The 18,172-nt window shown below is 69.8% G+C and carries 17 protein-coding genes; 3 read left to right on the forward strand and 14 right to left on the reverse strand.

The features are described from left to right. Window positions 1-16: 16 nt before the first annotated feature. Window positions 17-3,082, reverse strand: coding sequence for an efflux RND transporter permease subunit (locus OPU66_RS03235; protein WP_498552168.1), 3,066 nt, complete (start codon window positions 3,080-3,082; stop codon window positions 17-19). Beyond that, window positions 3,082-4,113 (reverse strand): efflux RND transporter periplasmic adaptor subunit, encoded by a 1,032-nt coding sequence (locus tag OPU66_RS03240; protein WP_498552169.1) that lies wholly within the window; start codon window positions 4,111-4,113, stop codon window positions 3,082-3,084. The genes OPU66_RS03235 and OPU66_RS03240 overlap by 1 nt, the downstream gene beginning before the upstream one ends. A 110-nt stretch (window positions 4,114-4,223) precedes the next feature. Between OPU66_RS03240 and OPU66_RS03245 the strand changes: the two genes are divergently transcribed. Both OPU66_RS03245 and OPU66_RS03250 read left to right on the forward strand, forming a co-directional pair. Continuing rightward, entirely contained in the window at window positions 4,224-4,880 is a 657-nt protein-coding gene (locus OPU66_RS03245; RefSeq protein WP_498552170.1) for a response regulator transcription factor, read from the forward strand. A 41-nt stretch (window positions 4,881-4,921) separates the two neighbouring features. After that, window positions 4,922-6,214, forward strand: coding sequence for a sensor histidine kinase (locus OPU66_RS03250; RefSeq protein ID WP_498552171.1), 1,293 nt, complete (start codon window positions 4,922-4,924; stop codon window positions 6,212-6,214). Between the two features lie 49 nt (window positions 6,215-6,263). On the opposite strand, the gene ssb is transcribed toward OPU66_RS03250, so the two are convergent. The 5 genes from ssb to OPU66_RS03275 all read right to left on the reverse strand — a co-directional run bounded on the left by ssb (window position 6,264) and on the right by OPU66_RS03275 (window position 10,767). Next, entirely contained in the window at window positions 6,264-6,815 is a 552-nt protein-coding gene (ssb, locus tag OPU66_RS03255) for a single-stranded DNA-binding protein (protein ID WP_498552172.1), read from the reverse strand. A gap of 124 nt (window positions 6,816-6,939) precedes the next feature. After that, window positions 6,940-8,796, reverse strand: a complete 1,857-nt coding sequence (gene feoB / locus OPU66_RS03260; protein WP_498552173.1) for a ferrous iron transporter B — start codon at window positions 8,794-8,796, stop codon at window positions 6,940-6,942. Further along, entirely contained in the window at window positions 8,793-9,035 is a 243-nt protein-coding gene (locus OPU66_RS03265) for a FeoA family protein (protein ID WP_498552174.1), read from the reverse strand. The genes feoB and OPU66_RS03265 overlap by 4 nt, the downstream gene beginning before the upstream one ends. 65 nt (window positions 9,036-9,100) lie before the next feature. Further along, window positions 9,101-9,793 (reverse strand): COQ9 family protein, encoded by a 693-nt coding sequence (locus tag OPU66_RS03270; protein WP_498552175.1) that lies wholly within the window; start codon window positions 9,791-9,793, stop codon window positions 9,101-9,103. A 38-nt stretch (window positions 9,794-9,831) separates the two neighbouring features. Continuing rightward, window positions 9,832-10,767, reverse strand: coding sequence for a DMT family transporter (locus OPU66_RS03275; protein WP_498552176.1), 936 nt, complete (start codon window positions 10,765-10,767; stop codon window positions 9,832-9,834). Window positions 10,768-10,821: 54 nt separating this feature from the next. Between OPU66_RS03275 and OPU66_RS03280 the strand changes: the two genes are divergently transcribed. Beyond that, complete coding sequence (locus OPU66_RS03280; protein WP_498552177.1) at window positions 10,822-11,910, forward strand: alkene reductase; 1,089 nt, start codon at window positions 10,822-10,824, stop codon at window positions 11,908-11,910. Between the two features lie 48 nt (window positions 11,911-11,958). On the opposite strand, the gene OPU66_RS03285 is transcribed toward OPU66_RS03280, so the two are convergent. The 7 genes from OPU66_RS03285 to OPU66_RS03315 form a co-directional block, all read right to left on the reverse strand. Next, window positions 11,959-13,332, reverse strand: a complete 1,374-nt coding sequence (locus tag OPU66_RS03285) for a cytochrome P450 (protein WP_498552178.1) — start codon at window positions 13,330-13,332, stop codon at window positions 11,959-11,961. A gap of 132 nt (window positions 13,333-13,464) precedes the next feature. Next, a complete protein-coding gene (gene ribH / locus OPU66_RS03290) occupies window positions 13,465-13,884 on the reverse strand; it encodes a 6,7-dimethyl-8-ribityllumazine synthase (protein ID WP_498552179.1) in 420 nt (139 codons plus the stop codon). Window positions 13,885-13,927: 43 nt separating this feature from the next. Beyond that, window positions 13,928-15,229 carry a 3,4-dihydroxy-2-butanone-4-phosphate synthase gene (ribB, locus tag OPU66_RS03295; RefSeq protein ID WP_498552180.1) on the reverse strand — a complete coding sequence of 434 codons (1,302 nt, stop codon included), beginning with the start codon at window positions 15,227-15,229 and terminating at the stop codon, window positions 13,928-13,930. A gap of 192 nt (window positions 15,230-15,421) precedes the next feature. Then, window positions 15,422-16,054, reverse strand: coding sequence for a riboflavin synthase (locus OPU66_RS03300; RefSeq protein ID WP_498552181.1), 633 nt, complete (start codon window positions 16,052-16,054; stop codon window positions 15,422-15,424). Between the two features lies 1 nt (window position 16,055). Further along, complete coding sequence (gene ribD, locus OPU66_RS03305; protein ID WP_498552182.1) at window positions 16,056-17,012, reverse strand: bifunctional diaminohydroxyphosphoribosylaminopyrimidine deaminase/5-amino-6-(5-phosphoribosylamino)uracil reductase RibD; 957 nt, start codon at window positions 17,010-17,012, stop codon at window positions 16,056-16,058. Between the two features lie 32 nt (window positions 17,013-17,044). After that, the gene (locus OPU66_RS03310; RefSeq protein WP_498552183.1) at window positions 17,045-17,395 is read right to left on the reverse strand and encodes a hypothetical protein; all 351 of its coding nucleotides are present in this window, start codon (window positions 17,393-17,395) and stop codon (window positions 17,045-17,047) included. A gap of 98 nt (window positions 17,396-17,493) precedes the next feature. Then, a complete protein-coding gene (locus tag OPU66_RS03315) occupies window positions 17,494-18,150 on the reverse strand; it encodes an energy transducer TonB (protein WP_498552184.1) in 657 nt (218 codons plus the stop codon). Window positions 18,151-18,172: the final 22 nt, after the last annotated feature.

Genomic DNA, 18,172 nt, shown 5'->3' on the forward strand with positions numbered 1-18,172 from the left:
GCAATCGCAACCGGCATCATCCGACCCTCGCCTCCCCGAAGCGCATGTAAAGCAGCGGCAGCAGCACCAGTGTCAGCGCCGTGGCGCTCACCAGCCCGCCAATGACCACGATGGCGAGCGGCTTCTGGATTTCAGAACCGGGACCGGTCGCGAACAGCAGCGGCACCAGCCCGAAGGCCGCGATGCTCGCCGTCATCAGCACCGGCCGCAGGCGACGGCGCGCGCCCTGTTCCACCGCCTGTGCGAGCGGCAGGCCGGCAGCGCGCAGCTGGCGGATATAGCTGACCATCACCAGCCCGTTCAGCACCGCGATCCCGAGCAGGGCGATGAAGCCGACCGATGCCGGCACCGAAAGATATTCCCCCGTCACCCACAGCGCGAGCACGCCGCCGACCATGGCAAAGGGGATCATCAGCAGAATGAGGATCGCCGGCCTGAGCGCGCGGAAGGTCAGCACAAGCAATGCAAAGATCATCGCAAGCGCGATCGGCAGCACGATCGACAGGCGCCGGGCGGCCCGCTGCTGGTTCTCGAACTGTCCCCCCCAGACGATCCGGTAGCCCGGCGGCAGCGGCACCTCGGCCGCGATGCGCGCCTGCGCATCGGCGACATAGCCGACAATATCGCGGCCTGCGACAAAGGCCTGGACGAGCGCGAAACGCGAGCCATTCTCATGCTCGAGCTTGACCGGTCCCGCCACGCGCCTGGGGGCGGCGACGTCACCCGCCCGCACCGTCTGGCCGGCAGTGCCGACCAGCGGCGTATCGGCAAGCGCGGCGATCGCCGCGTCCGACTGGCCGCCGCCGGTGTTGATCATGATCGGCACCCGCCGCAGCCCCTGGGTGACGCTGCCGGCGGGCAGCCCCTCCAGCTGCGCGCGCAGGCCGTCCTGCACGGCATTGACGGTCAGGCCGGCGCGGCCGCTGCCTTCGCGGTCGACCGTCAGTTGCAGATAATCGACCGTGTCATCCGCCGCCGTGATCACCTCGGTCGCGCCGGGCGTCGCGCGCAGCCGCGCGGCAACCGCCCCTGCCAGCCGACCCAGTTCATTCAGGTCGGGCCCGAAGATCTTGACCGCCAGATCGCCGCGGCTGCCGGTCAGCATTTCCGCCACGCGCATCTCGATCGGCTGGGTATAGCTGGGCTCGATCCCCGGATGGGCCGAAAGGGCGTCCCTGATCCTCGCCGTCAGCGCCGCCTTGTCGGCCACCGTCCATTCCTCCCGCGGTTTCAGCGACAGGAACATGTCGGTTTCGTTCAGCCCCATCGGATCAAGCCCCAGCTCGTCCGTGCCGAGCCGGGCGATGGCATCCCGCACCTCGGGCACCTGCGCGATCACCGATCGCTGCACCGCAAGGTCGCCCGCGATGCTATGGTCAAGCCCGATCGACGGCTGCTTTGCCAGCTGCACCAGCACCGCCCCTTCATCAAGGGTGGGGAGGAAGATCTTGCCCACGCGCGTATAGGCGACCCCCGCCAGCAGCAGCGCGGCCACCGCAATGCCCGCCACCATGCGCTGATGGGTGCGCGCGCGATCGAGCACGCGCGCGTAGGCGGGATTGAGCCGCCGCATCAGCCATGGTTCCTCCCCCGCACCATGCCCCTTGAGGACAAGATCCGACAGCACCGGGACCAGCGTCAGGGCAAGCAGCAGCGATGCGGCGAGCGCCAGCACGATGGTCACCGCGACCGGCGCAAACAGCTTGCCCTCAAGCCCCTCGAGCGACAGCAGTGGCAGGAAGACGAGAATGATGATCAGAATGCCCGAGGCGACCGGCTGAATGACTTCGCCGGTGGCAAGCGCCACCCTCACCGCGCGCGACCGGTCGTCGGTCCGCGACAGCTGCTCGACGACATTTTCCACCACCACGACCGCACCGTCGACGAGCAGGCCGATCGCAATCGCAAGCCCGCCAAGGCTCATCAGATTGGCCGACAGGCCGAAGCCGCGCATCAGGATGAACGTCATCAGCGCCGCCATCGGCAGCGCGGCGGTGACGACCAGCGCGGCGCGCCAGTCGCCAAGGAACAGCAGCAGCAACACGACGACCAGTATGGCAGCCTCGATCAGCGCCTTTTCCACCGTGCCCACCGCATGGTCGATCAGTTCGGACCGGTCGTAGAAGACATGAACCTTCATGCCCGCCGGCAGGCTGGGACCAAGCTCGGCCAGCCGCGCCTTGATCGCGGTCACCACCTGCGCCGCATTGGCCCCCCTGAGGCCGATCACCACCGCCTGCACCGTCTCGCCCCGGCCACCGGCCGTCACCGCGCCATAGCGGGCGAGGCTGCCGGTGCGCAGGGTCGCCACATCGCGCACCCGGACCGGCCCCGTCGGAGCGTTGCGGACGACGATGGCACCAAGGTCCTCAAGCGAGGCGACCGCGCCCACGCTGCGCACGATCAGCGTCGATTCGCCGGCGGCCGCCCGGCCCGCTCCATCATTGCGGTTGCCGGCCTGGACGGCCGCATGCAGGCTCTCCAGCCCGATCCCGGCCGCTGCGAGCGCCGCCATGTCGGGGACGATCTCGAAGGTTTCCACCCGCCCGCCCAGCACATTGACATCGGCAACCCCGGGCACGGTCCGCAGCGCCGGGCGGACGATATAGTCGAGGACGCGGCGGCGCTCGGCGAGGTCCTGCGGCCCTTCCAGCGTGAACATGAAAATGTCCGACAGCGGCGTCGAGATCGGCGCGAGCCCGCCGGTCACGCCAGGCGGCAAATCCCCCGCGACCGACGCGAACCGTTCCGCCACCTGGGCGCGGGCCCAGTAGATGTCAGCCGCATCGGAAAAGCTGATCGTGATGTCGGCAATCGCGTATTTGGCGACGGAGCGCAGCATCTGCTGGTCCGGCATCCCCAGCATCTGCTGTTCGATGGGCGTGATCACACGCGCCTCGACCTCCTCCGGCGTCATTCCGGGTGCCTTGAGGATCAGCTTCACCTGGGTCGGTGCGATTTCGGGAAAGGCATCGATCGGCAGAGTGATGAACGACCAGATACCGGCCACGATCACGCACAGCGCGGCGGCCGCGGCCAGCCAGCGCCGCGCCAGTGCGCCGTTCACGAGATTCTGCAGCATCAGCGCAGCACCACTGCGCGCAGCTCGGGCAGATTGCTGGTCGCGACCGTTTCACCGGGCTTGAGCCCTGCCGTGATCACGACGGTGTCCCCATCGCCCATGCGGGTCACCGCACGCGGCCGGAAGCCATTGCCCTGCCTGACGAACACGATGTCGCGGCCCGCGTCGTTCATCACCGCCGCCGCCGGCACGCTGACGGCTCCCGCCGGGGCGGGCGCACGCAGCGACAGCTGGACCAGCCGGCCGCTGACCAGCGGTGGCCCGTCGTCGAAGATCCGTGCCCGCGCTGCAAACGCCCGGGTCGCGGGGTCGAGCGACGTCGCCAATGTCTCAAGCCGGCCCGACTGCCCCTCCGCCGTCACCACGGCAACGCCCGGCCGCAGCTTGCCCGCCAGCCGCTCCGGCACCTGCACTGCCAGCCAGCGGCTGCCTTCGGCTTCGATGACGATCGGGGCGGCCATGCCGTCGACGGCAGCGCCGGCATCCATGGCCATTGTGGCGACCCGGCCGGAAATCGGCGCGGTCAGGCGCACATGGCCGTCCCGGCCGGCACCGGTCTGCGCAAGGATGGCGCGCGCGCTGCCGACGGCGATGGCCGCCTGCCGGCTGACCGACTGCGCGCCGTCGGCCCGGGCGGCGGCCACGACACCTGCACGCGCCAGTTGGGCCATTCGCGCCGCCTCTGCCGCCGCCAGCCCCTGCCGGGCTTCGGCCTGGGCAAGGTCGGACGCCAGCACCATCGCGTCCCGGCTAACGAGCACCGCCAGCAGCTGGCCCTTGCGCACCATCTGCCCCGGCTGCACGTGCACCGAGCGGACCAGCCCCGGCAGCGGCGTCACCACCGCGACCCGCGCGCCGGGCGGCTGCACGACGGTGGCCGGCAGCGTGGCAAGCGTCACGTCGCGGGCCGCCGCCGAAACGGCGGTGCGGGGCGACACGGGAACCGGCCTCGCCGCGTCCCGGTCGGGCGCCTTGTCGGCACAGCTTGAAAGGGCAACGCAGATGGCGATCCAGGCGACACGCTTCGGCATGGCGCATGCCTGCCACCCCCAGCTTGCACGAAGCTGACAATCTGTCAGCCTTGTGCAAGGTTGTGCAGCTATCCGCCGGGCGGGTTCCCCGGTCGGCAAAGGACAGGCTGATGCGGCTCTTGCTGGTTGAAGACGATGCCGGGCTGGCGGACCGCCTGATCAGGCGGCTGGCCGGGGCCGGCTTTGCCGTCGATCGCGCAGCCGACAGCCAGAGCGCGCTCGACTGGCCCGATCTCGACACCCACAGCGCCGTGATCCTCGACCTCGGCCTGCCGGGCGTGGGCGGGCTGGGCGTGCTGCGCGCATGGCGCGGCCGGGGATGCCGGGTGCCGGTCATCGTCCTGACCGCACGGGGCGACTGGCGCGAAAAGGTCGAGGTGCTGAACGCCGGTGCGGACGATTTCGTCGTCAAGCCGATCCATTCCGAAGAGCTGATCGCCCGGCTGCACGCCCATATCCGGCGCAGCGAGGATCAGGGCGCGCCGGTGCTGGCCGCAGCCGGGCTGACGCTGAACCCCACGGCCCGACTGGTTATGCGCGACGGCGAGGCACTGGAGCTGTCGCGGCAGGAATATCGCCTGCTCGAAGTCTTTATGCGCCGCCCCGGCCACATCCTGTCCCAGGCCGATCTGCTGGAACGGCTCTACCCGCTTGCGGCCGAGCGCGACTGGAACACGCTGGAGGTGCAGGTCAGCAGGTTGCGCCGCAAGCTGGGCCGCAACGCGATCACCACGGTGCGCGGCCTGGGCTACCGGCTCGAGAAATGAGGCGCGGTCCGATCAGCCTCAGGACCCGCTTCACAGTGTCCATGCTGGCATGGGTGCTGATGGGGCTGATTGTCCTCGGCATATCCGCGACGCTGCTGTTCCGCCGGCATGTGGAAGGCGTCTATCATCTGGAACTGCAGGAGCATCTGGTGGAGCTGGTCGGCCTCACCACCTATGACCGGGCGGGGAACCCGGCCCTGTCGCGGCCGCTGTCCGACCCGCGCTACGGCGTGCCGGGGTCAGGCTTTTACTGGCAGATCAGCCGGGCCAATGGGGAAACGCTCGCGTCCCCGTCGCTCGTCGCCGGGCGGTTCGATGACAGGCTGGCCCACACCCGGGCGATCGTCCATGTCGAAGGGGCCGGCCCGACCGGGCGGGCCATGGTCTATGGCGTGGTCAAACCCCATCCTCTGCGCCGGGAAACGGTCCATTTCATCATCGCCACCGATGTTCGCCACCTCGACCGGATCGTCAGCGATTTTCAGCGCGACCTTGTCGCGTGGCTCGCCGCATCCGGCGTCCTGCTGATCGCCGGTGCGCTGCTGGCGCTGGGATTTGCGACCCGGCCGTTCAACGGGCTGAGCACGCGCATCGCCAGGGTCCGGGCCGGCGAGGAGGGCCGGATGGGGGTGGACTGGCCGGCCGAAATCGCCCCGCTTGCCGCCGACCTCGATCGCCTGATCGAAAGCCGGGAAGCGATGGTCGCCAGCGCCCGGATCGAGGCCGGCAATCTGGCCCATGGGCTGCGAACCTCGCTTGCGGTGCTGACGGACGAGGCCGAAAGCCTGGCCGGCACCCGGGCGGGGCAGACCCTGTTGTCCGAATGCCGGGCGATGACCCGCAAACTCGACTGGCACCTCGCCCGCGCACGGACTGCGGCCGGCAGGGGGGCCGTCATCCACACCGACCTCCCGGATGCGCTGGCTCCGCTGCTGGCGGCGATGGAGCGCCTGCACGCGACTCGCGGCATCCGTTTCGCGGCCGAGGGACCGGAGGCCCGCATCGCGATCGATCCAGAAGCCCTGGCCGAGATCCTGGCGAACCTGCTCGACAATGCCGGCAAATGGGCGAACAGCCGGGTCGATGTGCGGTGGACGCGGGCCGGAGGGCAGCTGGACATCACCGTCATCGACGATGGTCCCGGCATTCCGGCGGACACGGCCGAGGCGATATGGGAACCCGGCGTTAGGCTGGACGAGCAGGTGCCCGGGCACGGCCTGGGCCTTGCCATTGCCCGCGACCTGACCATCGCCGCCGGAGGCCGGCTCCAGCTGGGATCAAGACCCGATGGTCAGGCCGGCACCATGGCCGTCCTGACGCTTCAGGCCATCTGACGCCCCGCCCCTCGCCTATCGGGGCGATCCCGGCGTCGAAACGAGCCGTTCAAAACGGCACGTCATCGTCCAGATCGGCGTCGAACGGCCCCGCCGGGCCGCGCCCGCCGCCCTGGCCGCCGCCAAAGCCACCGCCCTGACCCCCGCCAAAGCCGCCGCCGCCCGAACCGCGCCCGCCGCCAAAGCCGCGATCTTCGTCGCCCCAGCCGCCGCCACCCGGGGCACCGCCGCCACCACTGCCGCCGCCGTCACGGCCGCCGAGCAGCACGAGTTCGCCCCGGAAACGCTGCAGCACCACCTCGGTCGTGTACCGGTCCTGGCCCGACTGGTCCTGCCATTTGCGGGTCTGGAGCTGGCCTTCCAGATAGACGCTCGATCCCTTGCGCAGATATTGTTTGGCGACGCGGCCGAGATTTTCGTTGAAGATCACCACCCGGTGCCATTCGGTCTTGTCGCGGCGCTCGCCCGACATCTTGTCGGTCCAGCTTTCCGACGTGGCGACCGACAGCTGCACCACCTCGCCGCCATTGCCCATCGTCCGCGCTTCCGGGTCGGCGCCCAGATTGCCGACGAGGATCACCTTGTTCACGCTGCCTGCCACGAAAATCGCTCCTGCCTTCGGATTTGCCCCCTTCTATCCCGTCGGGCCGACGAGTCGATATGGCCGGGGCGGGGAAGCTGGGGAAAACTCAGGACCGCCGCGTGATCCCGCCTGCCGCGACAGGCTAAAGGCCGAGCGCGGTCGCCGTCCAGAAGGTCGCCCCCGCCGCCAGATAGGCGAGGCCGAACAGATAGGCGACCATGAACGCCGGCCAGCGCCAGCTGTTGGTCTCACGCCGCGTGACCGCGATGGTCGAGATGCACTGGGGCGCGAACACGAACCACGCCAGAAAGGCGAGCGCGGTCGGCAGCGGCCAGGCATCGCCCAGCCGCGCTTCCAGCGCCTGTGCCGCCTGTTCCTCGTCGGTCGCGTCGATCGCATAGACGGTGGCGATGGCCGACACCGCCACCTCGCGCGCCGCCATGGCCGGGATCAGCGCCAGCGAGATCTGGTGGTTGAAACCGATCGGCGCGACCACCGCCTCGACCCCGCGCGCCAGCCGCCCGGCGACCGAATATTCGCTCTGCCGCACGCCCTCGGGCGCCTGCGGATAGGAGGCGAGCAGCCAGAGCAGCACGGTCGAGGCGAGGATGATCGTGCCCGCGCGCTTCAGGAAGATGATCGTGCGCTGCCACAGCCCGATGGCGATATCGGCCGGGCGCGGCATCTGATAGCGCGGCATTTCCATCAGAAAGCCGCTGCCGCGCCCGCGCGTCACCGTGCGGCGCAGCACCAGCGCGGCGAGCATCGCCCCCAAAATGCCGGCGACATACAGGCCGAACAGCACCAGCCCCTGCAACCCGATCCCCGGCCCGATGCTGCGCGCGGGAATGAAGGCGGCGATGATCAGCGTATAGACGGGCAGGCGCGCCGAACAGGTCATCAGCGGCGCGATCAGGATCGTCGTCAGCCGGTCGCGCGGATCGTCGATGGTGCGCGTCGCCATGATCCCCGGCACCGCACAGGCAAAGGATGACAGCAGCGGGATGAACGCACGGCCCGACAGGCCGACCCGCGCCATCAGCCGGTCCATCAGAAAGGCGGCGCGGACCATATAGCCGCTCGCCTCCAGCACCAGAATGAAGGCGAACAGGATCAGGATCTGCGGCAGGAACACCACGACCGCGCCGACCCCGGCGAGCACGCCCTCGACCAATAGCGAGCGGACAAAGCCCGGCGGCAGCAACGCCCCCACCCGCTCGGCCAGCAGCGCAAAGCCCTGCTCGATCCAGCCGACCGGTGCCTCCGACCAGGAAAACACCGCCTGAAACATCACGAACAGGATCGCGGCCAGCAGCAGCGGCCCGGCCACCGGATGCAGCGCGACACTGTCCAGCCCGCGGCTGACGCGGCGCGCCGGGGCTTCGTCGATCACCGCCCGCGCGGCGAGCGCGCGCGCCTGTTTCTGCAGCTCGGCAAGCGGCGGCACTACCGGCTCCGCACCCTGCCGCTCAGCCGCCGCCGGCGCGCCCAGCCGCTCGGCCAGCGCGGCCTTGAGCGCATCGAGGCCGCGCCGCCGCACCGCGACCGTCGGGATCACCGGCACGCCCAGCGCGTCGGCAAGCACCGCCGGATCGATCCGCAGCCCGTCGCGTTCGGCCAGATCGACCATGTTGAGCGCAACGACCATCGGCAGGCCAAGCGCTGAAAGCTGGAGCACGAAGCGCAGATGATTGTCGAGATTGCCGGCATCGACGACGATAATCAGCGCCGTCGGCCGCCGCTCGCCGGTCTGGCGGCCGAGCACCACGTCGCGCGTCACCGCTTCGTCGGGGCTGACCGGATCGAGGCTATAGGCCCCGGGCAGATCGACCAGCTCGACCGACCGGCCATCGGCCAGCGCCATGCGGCCCGAATGGCGCTCGACGGTGACGCCGGGATAATTGCCGACCTTCTGGCGCGCGCCGGTCAGCGCGTTGAACAGCGAGCTTTTGCCGGCATTGGGATTGCCGACCAGCGCGACGAGCGGGGCGGCGTTCATCCGACGAGATCGACCGCGACCGCGCCGGCCAGCGCCCGCCGCATCGCCACCGTCATCCGGCCGACGCGAAAGGCGATCGGATCGCCGCCGAACCAGCCCGCGCGGTGCAGCGCTTCCACCTCGACCCCCTGATCGAACCCCAGTTCGCGCAGCCGCCGCGCCTCTGCCGGGGCGAGCGCCTGCCAGTCGATCGCGCGGATGATCGCCCGCGCCCGCAAGGGAAGTTGGTGAAGCTGCATCGCGCCTCAATAAGCAGGCTGCGAACGATTATCAAATAGCTTTGCCCGCGGCTGCCGCACCGCGATCATGCCGGCGGATAACGCAGCCGGCCGATAAAGCGCGCGAGGCTGAGCCGGGGCCGCCCCTGACCGAGCAGCTGGGCCTTGGCCTTTTCGATCTGCATGACATTGTCGATGCGGCGATCGAGAAACGCCCGCGTCGTCGCCAGATCCGCATCCTCGTCGCCAAGCAGCGCCAGCAGCGTCGCGCTATAGACCCCGCCCAGCAGCAACCGCTTGGTATAATGGTTGTAATCGACCGCCGTGTCGCCGGCGAGCCGCCACATGATGTCGGCGGCGCGCCAGCACAGCCGCGCGGCGCGCGGCGCGTTGACCGGCAGGGCGAGCACGGCAAGCGCCCGGCGCAGCGCCTCCCGCTCCGGCGCGACCAGTTCGATCCGCGCCCAAACGAGCGTGGCGATGCGCTGACGCACCTTCATCGCGGCGAGCGCCGGGGCCGGGCAGGCCTCGGTCATCCGCGCATCGATGCTGGCGAACCAGGCGTCGATCATGTCGGCCGGGCCGGCAAAGGCGAGCCGCGCGACATCGGGATCGATCCCCGCCTCCGTCGCGGCCGGCAGCAGCGCCGCCTCGCCCCAGCCGTCGAATGCGGCATGGGCGGCAAGGCGCGGCGCAATCAGCGCGCGCACCTCGTCCAGCGTGGGATCGGATGCCGGATCGGCGGGGGCGGCAGGCGCGGCAGACAGGGGCTGGGTCATCCCGCAGACTTAGGCATTCCCCGCGCCCGGGCCAAGGGTCAACCGCGCCTGACCAGCACCATCGCGATGCCGATGGCCGCCGCCCCCAGCCAGTCGGCCAGCGCCAGCCGCTCGCCATAAAGCACAAGCCCCGCCAGCGCCGCGACCACCGGCTGCGACAGGAACGCCAGCCCGACGACCAGCGGGCGGACATGGCCCATTGCATAGACAAGACAGCCCTGCCCGACCACCTGGCTGGCAAGCGCCAGGCCGATCACCGGCCGCCAGTCGCCCGGCCAGATCGGCTCGCCGACCAGATGGGCGAAGACCAGCAGCGGCGCGACGCCCGCCAGCGTCGACAGCGCCAGCACCGGCCAGGGCCGCATCTGCGCCCGCGCCCGGTCGATCGAGATCAGATAGAAAGTGTAGAGCAGCCCGGCGGCGAGGCACAGCAGATCGCCGACCAGATAGGCAGGCGACAGTTCATAGGACCGCCCCATCAGCAGCGCCCCGCCCGCCATCGCCAGCAGCAGCGCGGCCGCCTGTCCGGGGGCTGGCCAGCGGCGCGCGACCAGAAAGCCGTAAACCGGAAAGAACAGGCTGGCGGCGTTGCCGAGCAGCGTCGCATTGGCAAGCTTGGTGCCCAGAATGCCCAGATGCCAGGCGGCCAGATCGGCGGCGAAGAACAGCCCGCCCAGCGCGATCATCGCCAGCAGCCCCGGCGCCGCGCCGGTTTCGCCGCGCCGTGCCGGCCGACGGTCGAGCGCGACAAACAGGAACAGCAGCGGCACCGCCAGCGCCAGCCGCCAGAAGCCCGAGGCGACCGGGCCGACCCCGGCCATGGTGTCGGCCGCCCGCACGAACACCGGCCCGAAGGCGAGCGCGACATTGCCGGTCAACAGCGCGGCAATCGCCAGGCCGCGTTTATGGTCCGCGCCGGGGGCAGGCGGCGGCTGGGCAACGAAATCGGTCGCAGGTGTCGAAGACGGGTGCATAATCCCCCTTAGTCTCCTATCTCCGTCCAGTCCCGTAGCAAAAGGAGACTGTTCTTGCCGAGCCTCTTCGATCCGATCCAGCTGGGTGCGATCGCCGCCCCCAACCGCGTGCTGATGGCCCCGCTGACCCGCAGCCGGTCGAGCCGCGCACATGTGCCCGGCCCGCTGATGCCGCTTTATTATGCGCAGCGCGCCGGCGCGGGCCTGATCCTGTCCGAAGCCACCGGGATCAGCCAGCAGGGGCTGGGCTGGCCGTTCGCGCCGGGCATCTGGACCGACGAACAGGCCGAGGCCTGGGCGGCGGTGCCGGCGGCTGTTCATGCCGCGGGCGGGCGCATCTTCATGCAGCTCTGGCATATGGGCCGGCTGGTCCATCCCGATTTTCTGGACGGCGCGGCCCCGGTGTCGGCAAGCGCGACCACCGCGCCGCACAAGGCCCATACCTATGACGGCAAAAAGCCGTATGAAGCCGCCCGCGCCCTCGACGCGGCGGAGATTCCGGGCATCGTCGCCGATTATGTGGCGGCGGCGCGGCGCGCGCGCGCCGCGGGCTTTGACGGCGTGCAGATCCATGCCGCCAATGGCTATCTGATCGACCAGTTCCTGCGCGACGGCAGCAACCAGCGCACCGACCAATATGGCGGCACGCCCGAAAACCGCATCCGCCTGCTGCGCGAAGTGACCGAGGCAGTGGCGGCCGAAATCGGTGCCGACCGCACCGCCGTCCGCCTGTCGCCCAATGGCGCGACCCAGGGCGTCGACGACAGCGCGCCCGAGACGGTGTTCCCGCTCGCCGCGCGCACGCTGGCGGAAATCGGCATCGCCTTTCTCGAGCTGCGCGAACAGGCCCCGGACGGCACGTTCGGCGCGTCCGATGCCCCCAAGCTGTCGCCGCTGATCCGCGACCAGTTTGCCGGGCCGCTGGTGCTCAACCAGGATTATGACCGCGCCAAGGCCGATGCCGATCTCGCCTCGGGCGTTGCCGATGCGATCAGCTTCGGGCGCAAATTCATCTCCAACCCAGATCTGGTCGAACGGCTGCGCACCGGCGCGCCGATTGCCCCGGATGTGATGGCGCAGTGGTACAGCCAGGGACCGGAAGGCTATACCGACTATCCGGCGCTGGCCGAAGCCGCCGCCTGAGCCGCATCGCCGCACCCCCGGGCGCTGCCCCGGGGGTGCGGGTCTGGATCAGGCCAGCGGCACGAACCGCACCGGCAGGCCGTCGCGCGGGCGCGGGATCGGGAAGAACTGCCAGTCCGCCCCGCTGCCCGGCATCGGCTCGATCCGGTAGCGCAGCAACAGATGCGTCACCAGGATGCGGATCTGCATGACCGCGAAATGCAGCCCTAGGCACATATGCGCGCCGCCGCCGAACGGCACCCACGCATATTTGTGCCGCCCGCGCGACGCCTCGGGCGTGAAGCGCATCGGATCGAACCGGTCCGGCTCCGGCCAATATTCGGCCATGTGATGGGTATAGGCGACGTTCAGCCCGACAAAGCTGCCCGCCGGAATGTCATAGCCGCCAAAGCTGAAATCGCGCAGCGCGCGGCGCGGCAGCGACGGCACCGGCGGCATGATCCGCAGCGCTTCCTTGAACGCATATTCGGTCAGCACCAGCCGGTCGAGCTGGCCGTAGGCGACCCCTTCCTCACCGTTCAGGCCAAGGCCCAGAATCTCCTCGCGCAGCCGGTCCTGCCACACGGGGTTCTGGCCGAGCAGCATGATCAGGCTGGTCGCCGACGAGGTGATGGTGTCGTGCGCCGCCATCATCAGGAAGTTCATGTGATCGGCAATGGCATCGTCGCTCAGCGGCTGCCCCGCCTCATCGGTCGCGCGGCAGAATTGCGAGAAAAAGTCCTGTCCGTCGCCGGCGCGGCGGGCCGGAATCTCGCGCAGGAACAGCGCCATCAGATAGTCGCGCGCCTTCACGCCCTTGCGCATCGAGGTGAACGGCATTGGCGAGCGGATCGGCGACACCGACGCCTGCACCTCGTCGACAAACGCCTTGTTGATGCGGTCCGCCTCCGGCCCCAGCGGCATGCCGAAAAAGCTGTCGGCGGCCAGATCGAGCGTCAGCTTCTTGATCGCATCGTAGAACACCACCGGACGGCCGCCCCAGCCGCTGACCTCGCGCGCGATGCCGCGATTGAGCTGTTCGGCATAATGGCGCATCGGCTCGGGCTTGAACGCCACCGACAGCGTGCGCCGGTCGGCGCGGTGCTTGTCGAAATCCATCAGCATCAGCCCGCGCGGGAACAGCAGGTTGAGCATCGGCCCCCAGCCCTGTTCGGACGAGAAGATGCGTTCGCGGTCGAACAGCACCAGCTCGTTCGCCTCGGCCCCCACCAAGGTCACCGTCGGCCCGCCAAAGGCGTTGTTGCGATAGACGCGGCCATAGGTGGCGACCATCCGGTTGCCGAACGCGCGCGGATCTTTCAGCAGCTTGAGCGTGTTGCCGAACAGCGGCCAGCCATCCTCGCCGGGAATGGCGCGCAGCGCCTCCCGGGGGTTGCGCGGCAACCAGTGCGGATTGGCCTTGAACGTATGGGCCAGCGCCATCTCTCTCTCCTGTGCTTTTGCACGCGGTTATAGAGATGTCCGGTTGCGAATCGCAACCGTTTACGTCACCCCGGTGTTCGGCCGTGCAACCCCGCCGTTCAGCCCAGTCGGCGGTTCAGGCCAGCCGGTCGTTCAGCCCAGCCGGTCGCGCAGCGCGAGCATCGCCAGCGCAGCCTTGGCCGCCTCGCCGCCCTTGTCCTTCTCGGTCCGCCGCGCGCGGGTCAGCGCCTGCGCTTCGTTCTCGACGGTCAGGATGCCGTTGCCGATCGCCAGCCCGTCGAGCGTCAGCGCCATGATGCCGCGCGCGCTTTCGTTGGACACGATTTCGAAATGATAGGTTTCGCCGCGAATGACGACGCCCAGCGCGACATAGCCGTCATACCGGCCGCTCTCGGCGGCAAGCGCGATCGCCCCCGGCACTTCAAGCGCGCCGGGCACCGTCACCGTTTCATGGGCGTGGCCGGCGGCCTCGATGGCGGCGCGCGCGCCCTCGAGCAGCAGGTCGTTCAGATGGTCGTAGAAACGCGCCTCGACGATCAGGAACTTCGCCATTCAAATCTTTTCCTTCTGCAATCAGGCGGTGGGGGCAGCCGGATCATTCGCCACCGGTGCCGGGGATCGGCTTTTCACCGACAATCGACAGGCCATAGCCGTCAAGCCCGACCAGCGTGTGATGGGTGTTGGTGAGCAGCACCATGTCGTGCACGCCCAGCTCGGCCAGGATCTGCGCGCCCAGCCCGTAATCGCGCAGCTCCTCGACCTCGCGGTCGCCCGCGCCCTTGCCCTCGGCGCGCAGCCGCATGAAGCGGGTGACCAGATCCTTCATCGGCTTGTTGATGACGACGATCACCCCCGCGCCCGCCTCGCCGATCAGCTTCATCGATTCGCTGAGCAGGCCGGCGCGTTCCGACTCCTCGCCGAACACATCGACGAACATCGACATTGTGTGCATCCGCACCAGCGTCGGCGTCTCGGGATCGATGCGGCCCTTTTGCAGCGCGATCAGCTCGTCGCCGGTCGCCTTGTTGAAAAAGGTCATCGCCTTCCAGTCGCCACCCCAGCGGCTGTGGAAGCGCATTTCCGCGCGCTTTTCGACCAGATGGTCGTGGCGGCGGCGATAGGCGATCAGGTCGCGGATCGTGCCGATCTTCAGCCCATGTTCCTGCGCGAAGGCGACAAGATCGTCCATCCGCGCCATCGTGCCGTCATCCTTCATGATCTCGCAGATCACGCCCGACGGGTTGAGCCCGGCCAGCCGCGCGACATCGACCGCCGCCTCGGTATGGCCGGCACGCACCAGCACCCCGCCCTCGCGCGCGACCAGCGGGAACACATGGCCGGGGGTGACGATGTGCTCGGCACCCTTGGAGGCATCGATGGCGACCGCGATGGTGCGCGCCCGGTCCGCCGCCGAAATGCCGGTGGTCACACCGTCGCGCGCCTCGATCGACACGGTGAAGGCGGTTTCGTGGCGGGTGCCGTTGTTGCGGCTCATCAGGTCGAGGCCGAGCTGGTCGACCCGCGCCTTGGCAAGCGCGAGGCAGATCAGCCCGCGCCCATGCTTGGCCATGAAGTTGATCGCATCCGGGGTCGCCATCTGGGCGGGGATGATCAGATCGCCCTCATTCTCCCGGTCCTCGTCATCGACCAGGATGAACATACGGCCGTTGCGCGCCTCGTCGATGATCTCCTCGATGGGCACCAGCGCGGGGCGCGCATTGCTCGCGGTCAGATAGGCGTCGAGCTTGCGCAGCGTCTCGGCGGTCGGGTTCCAGTCCGGCTCGTCCATCCCGCGCAGCGTATTGGCGTGCAGCCCCGCCGCCCGGGCAAGCGCCGCCCGCGAAAGGCCGCGCGCGGCGATTTCGGTCCGAATCCTGTCGATGGTCGCGTTGGTCATGTCGGGCGCGGTATCACATTGCAGTGTGACACGGCAATGGCGGGAGTCACATTGCGATGTGATTGGGGGAGGTGTGTCTGTTGCGCGTCACGCCGTGGTCGCGGGAGTTGTTTGCTGCGCGCCTCTCGGCGCGGGGGAGGCACCGGCCCGCACCCAAACAAACAACCCCCGGTGCCGCGGCAGAAAAAGCCCTTACCCCCGCCGGGCGAGCACCGCTTCCATCCGGCTGAGATAGCGCGCGAGCACGTCGATCTCCAGATTGACCGCCTTGCCCGGCGTCAGCGTGCCCAGCGTCGTCACGTCCCATGTGTGGGGGATGATGTTGAGCGTGAACTGCACATCGCCATCGGGCTGGTCGGCAACGCCGTTCACGGTCAGCGAGACGCCATCGACCGTGATCGACCCTTTGGGCGCGATATAGGGGGCGAGCGCCGCCGGCGCGGCCACGGTCACGACATGCGATCCGCCGCTCGGCGCGACGCCCGCGATCGTGCCGATGCCGTCGACATGGCCGGTGACGATATGCCCGCCCAGCTCGTCGCCCAGCCGCATCGCGCGTTCCAGGTTCAGTCGCGCGCCTTCGGCCCACATGCCGGGCGCGGTGCGCGCGACGCTTTCGGCCGAGACGTCGACCGCGAACCAGCCCGGCGTGTCGCCCTGCGCGGGGGCCTTGTCGATCACCGTCAGGCACACGCCCGAACAGGCGATGGACGCGCCCAGATCGACCCCGTGCATGTCATAGCCACAGGCGATGCGCAGGCGCAGATCGCCCTCCCGCCCTGCCGCGATGATCGTGCCGATATCGGTGATGATGCCCGTAAACATGTCAGCGCCGCCGTTCGTAAATGTCGAGCCGGTCGGTGCCAAGCATCCGGCTGTCTTGCAAGGCCCAGCGGCCATGCGCGGCGGCAAGATCGGCCAGCCCGAACGCGCCGACCGCGCCGCGCCCGCCGCCGATCAGCAGCGGCGCGCGGTAGATGACCAGCCGGTCGACCAGATCTGCGGCCAGAAACGCCGCCGCCGTCCCCGCCCCGCCTTCGACCAGCAGATTGTCGCAGGGCAGATCGGCAATCGCGCCGGGCGCGGCGATCACCCGGTCGTCCGGTCCCAGCCCGGCAATGTCGCCGCGCGCCGACAGCACCACCCGCGCCGGGGCAAATGCCTCCAGCCCCGGCAGCCGGACATCAAGGCGCGGCCGGTCCGCATCCCAGGTGCCGCGCCCGACCAGAATCGCCTCGTGCCGGCTGCGTTCGACATGGGCATGGGCGCGCGCCGCCGGCCCGGTGATCCAGCGGCTCTCCCCGCTTGCCAGCGCGATGCACCCGTCAAGCGACAGCCCGAGCTTCAGCGTCACGCGCGGCCGGCCATGGCGCTGGCGGGTCAGCCAGCCCGCAATCGCGCGTTCGGCCCCGCCCGCGCCGGCCCCAACAGCGACCGCGATCCCCGCGGCGCGCAGCCGGTCATGCCCGCGCCCGGCGGTGCGCGGATCGGGATCGGTGAGCGCGCTCACCACCCGCGCCACCCCGGCGGCGATCAGCAGATCGGCACAGGCCGGGCCGCGCGCGCTGTCATGCGCGCAGGGTTCCAGCGTGACATAGGCGGTCGCGCCGCGCGCCGCCTCCCCCGCCTGCATCAGCGCCACCGCCTCGGCATGGGGGCGGCCGCCGGGCCGCGTCCAGCCGCGCCCGACGACGCGGCCCTGCCCGACGATCACGCAGCCGACATTGGGGTTGGGCCAGGTCCGCCCCTGCCCCCGCGCGGCGAGCGCCAGCGCGGCGTCCATCCACCGCGCGTCCGCCGCGCCATTGGCCATGGTCAAAGGCCCAGCCGCTCGAGCGCGTCGTCCAGCCGCTTGAACGCGGCGCGCCGTTCCGCCTTGGCGCGCTGTTCGGCCGCCTCGCGCTTGGCGCGGTTGGCGGCATCGGCCTTTTGCGCGGCGACGATCTCGGCATCGCTGCGGTCGGCGGGCCAGCTTTCGACATATTGGATGCGCCGCTCATAGGGTTTTTCGAGCGAACGCGAATCGAGCATGAACACGACGATGATCGACACGGTGGTGACGATCGCCAGAAAGGCGAACACCAGCTCATGCCGCCCGCGCGTCGCCAGAAAGGCGCGCAGATCGCGGATCGCATGAACGACGTTGAAGAGGCGGAGGCGCGACATCGGCCGCAATCTAGGGCCTTTGCCGGCACTTCACCAGACCGGGCCTGATCGGATGACGGGTCGGGCCGGCGCGCGGGGAGACGCGCCGGCCCTGCCGGTCAGCTGCGACGCAACTGGAAGCGGACGGTGAGCCGCTTCACGCTATCGACCGGCACGCCGTCGCGCAGTGCCGGGCGGAAGCGCCAGCGGGCGAGCGCCTGCTGCTCGGTCACGCGGGCGAAATCATCGTCATCGGCAAACAGGATGCGCGCCGCCGTCACCCGGCCATCGGTGCCGATCCGCACCTCGATCACCACCCGCCCCTCGACCGACAGCCGTTCGAGCTGCGGCGGATAGGGCGGCTGCAACTGCGCGGCATAGCGGGGATCAACGGTCGCCTCGCTGAACACCGGCTCCGGCACCGGCCGGGAGGGCGGATCGCCGCCCGTGCCATCGCCCGGCTGGACCGTGTCGGGCAGCGTTTCGCCGGCCCCCGATTGCGCGCCGGCGGGCGGTGGGGTGACCAGATCGGTCGTGGTCGGGCGGGGGGCCGGGCGTGTCGCCACCTGCCGCGGCAGCGGGGGCGGCTCGGTGCGTGGCGGCGCGGGCGGCGGCGCGGGCCGGATCAGGATCGTCGGAATCGCCTCGATCCCGGGCACCGGCACCGCGCCCCGCGCCAGCATCAGCGCGGTGGCGCCGCCCAGATTGAGCGCGACCGCGACCGTCAGGGCAATGGGATGGCGTTCGCGCCGTGACAGGAAACCTTCAGCCGGCATGGCACCGTCTCCTTCCATGTCC

The organism is Sphingomonas sp. URJC2, assembly GCF_059803575.1.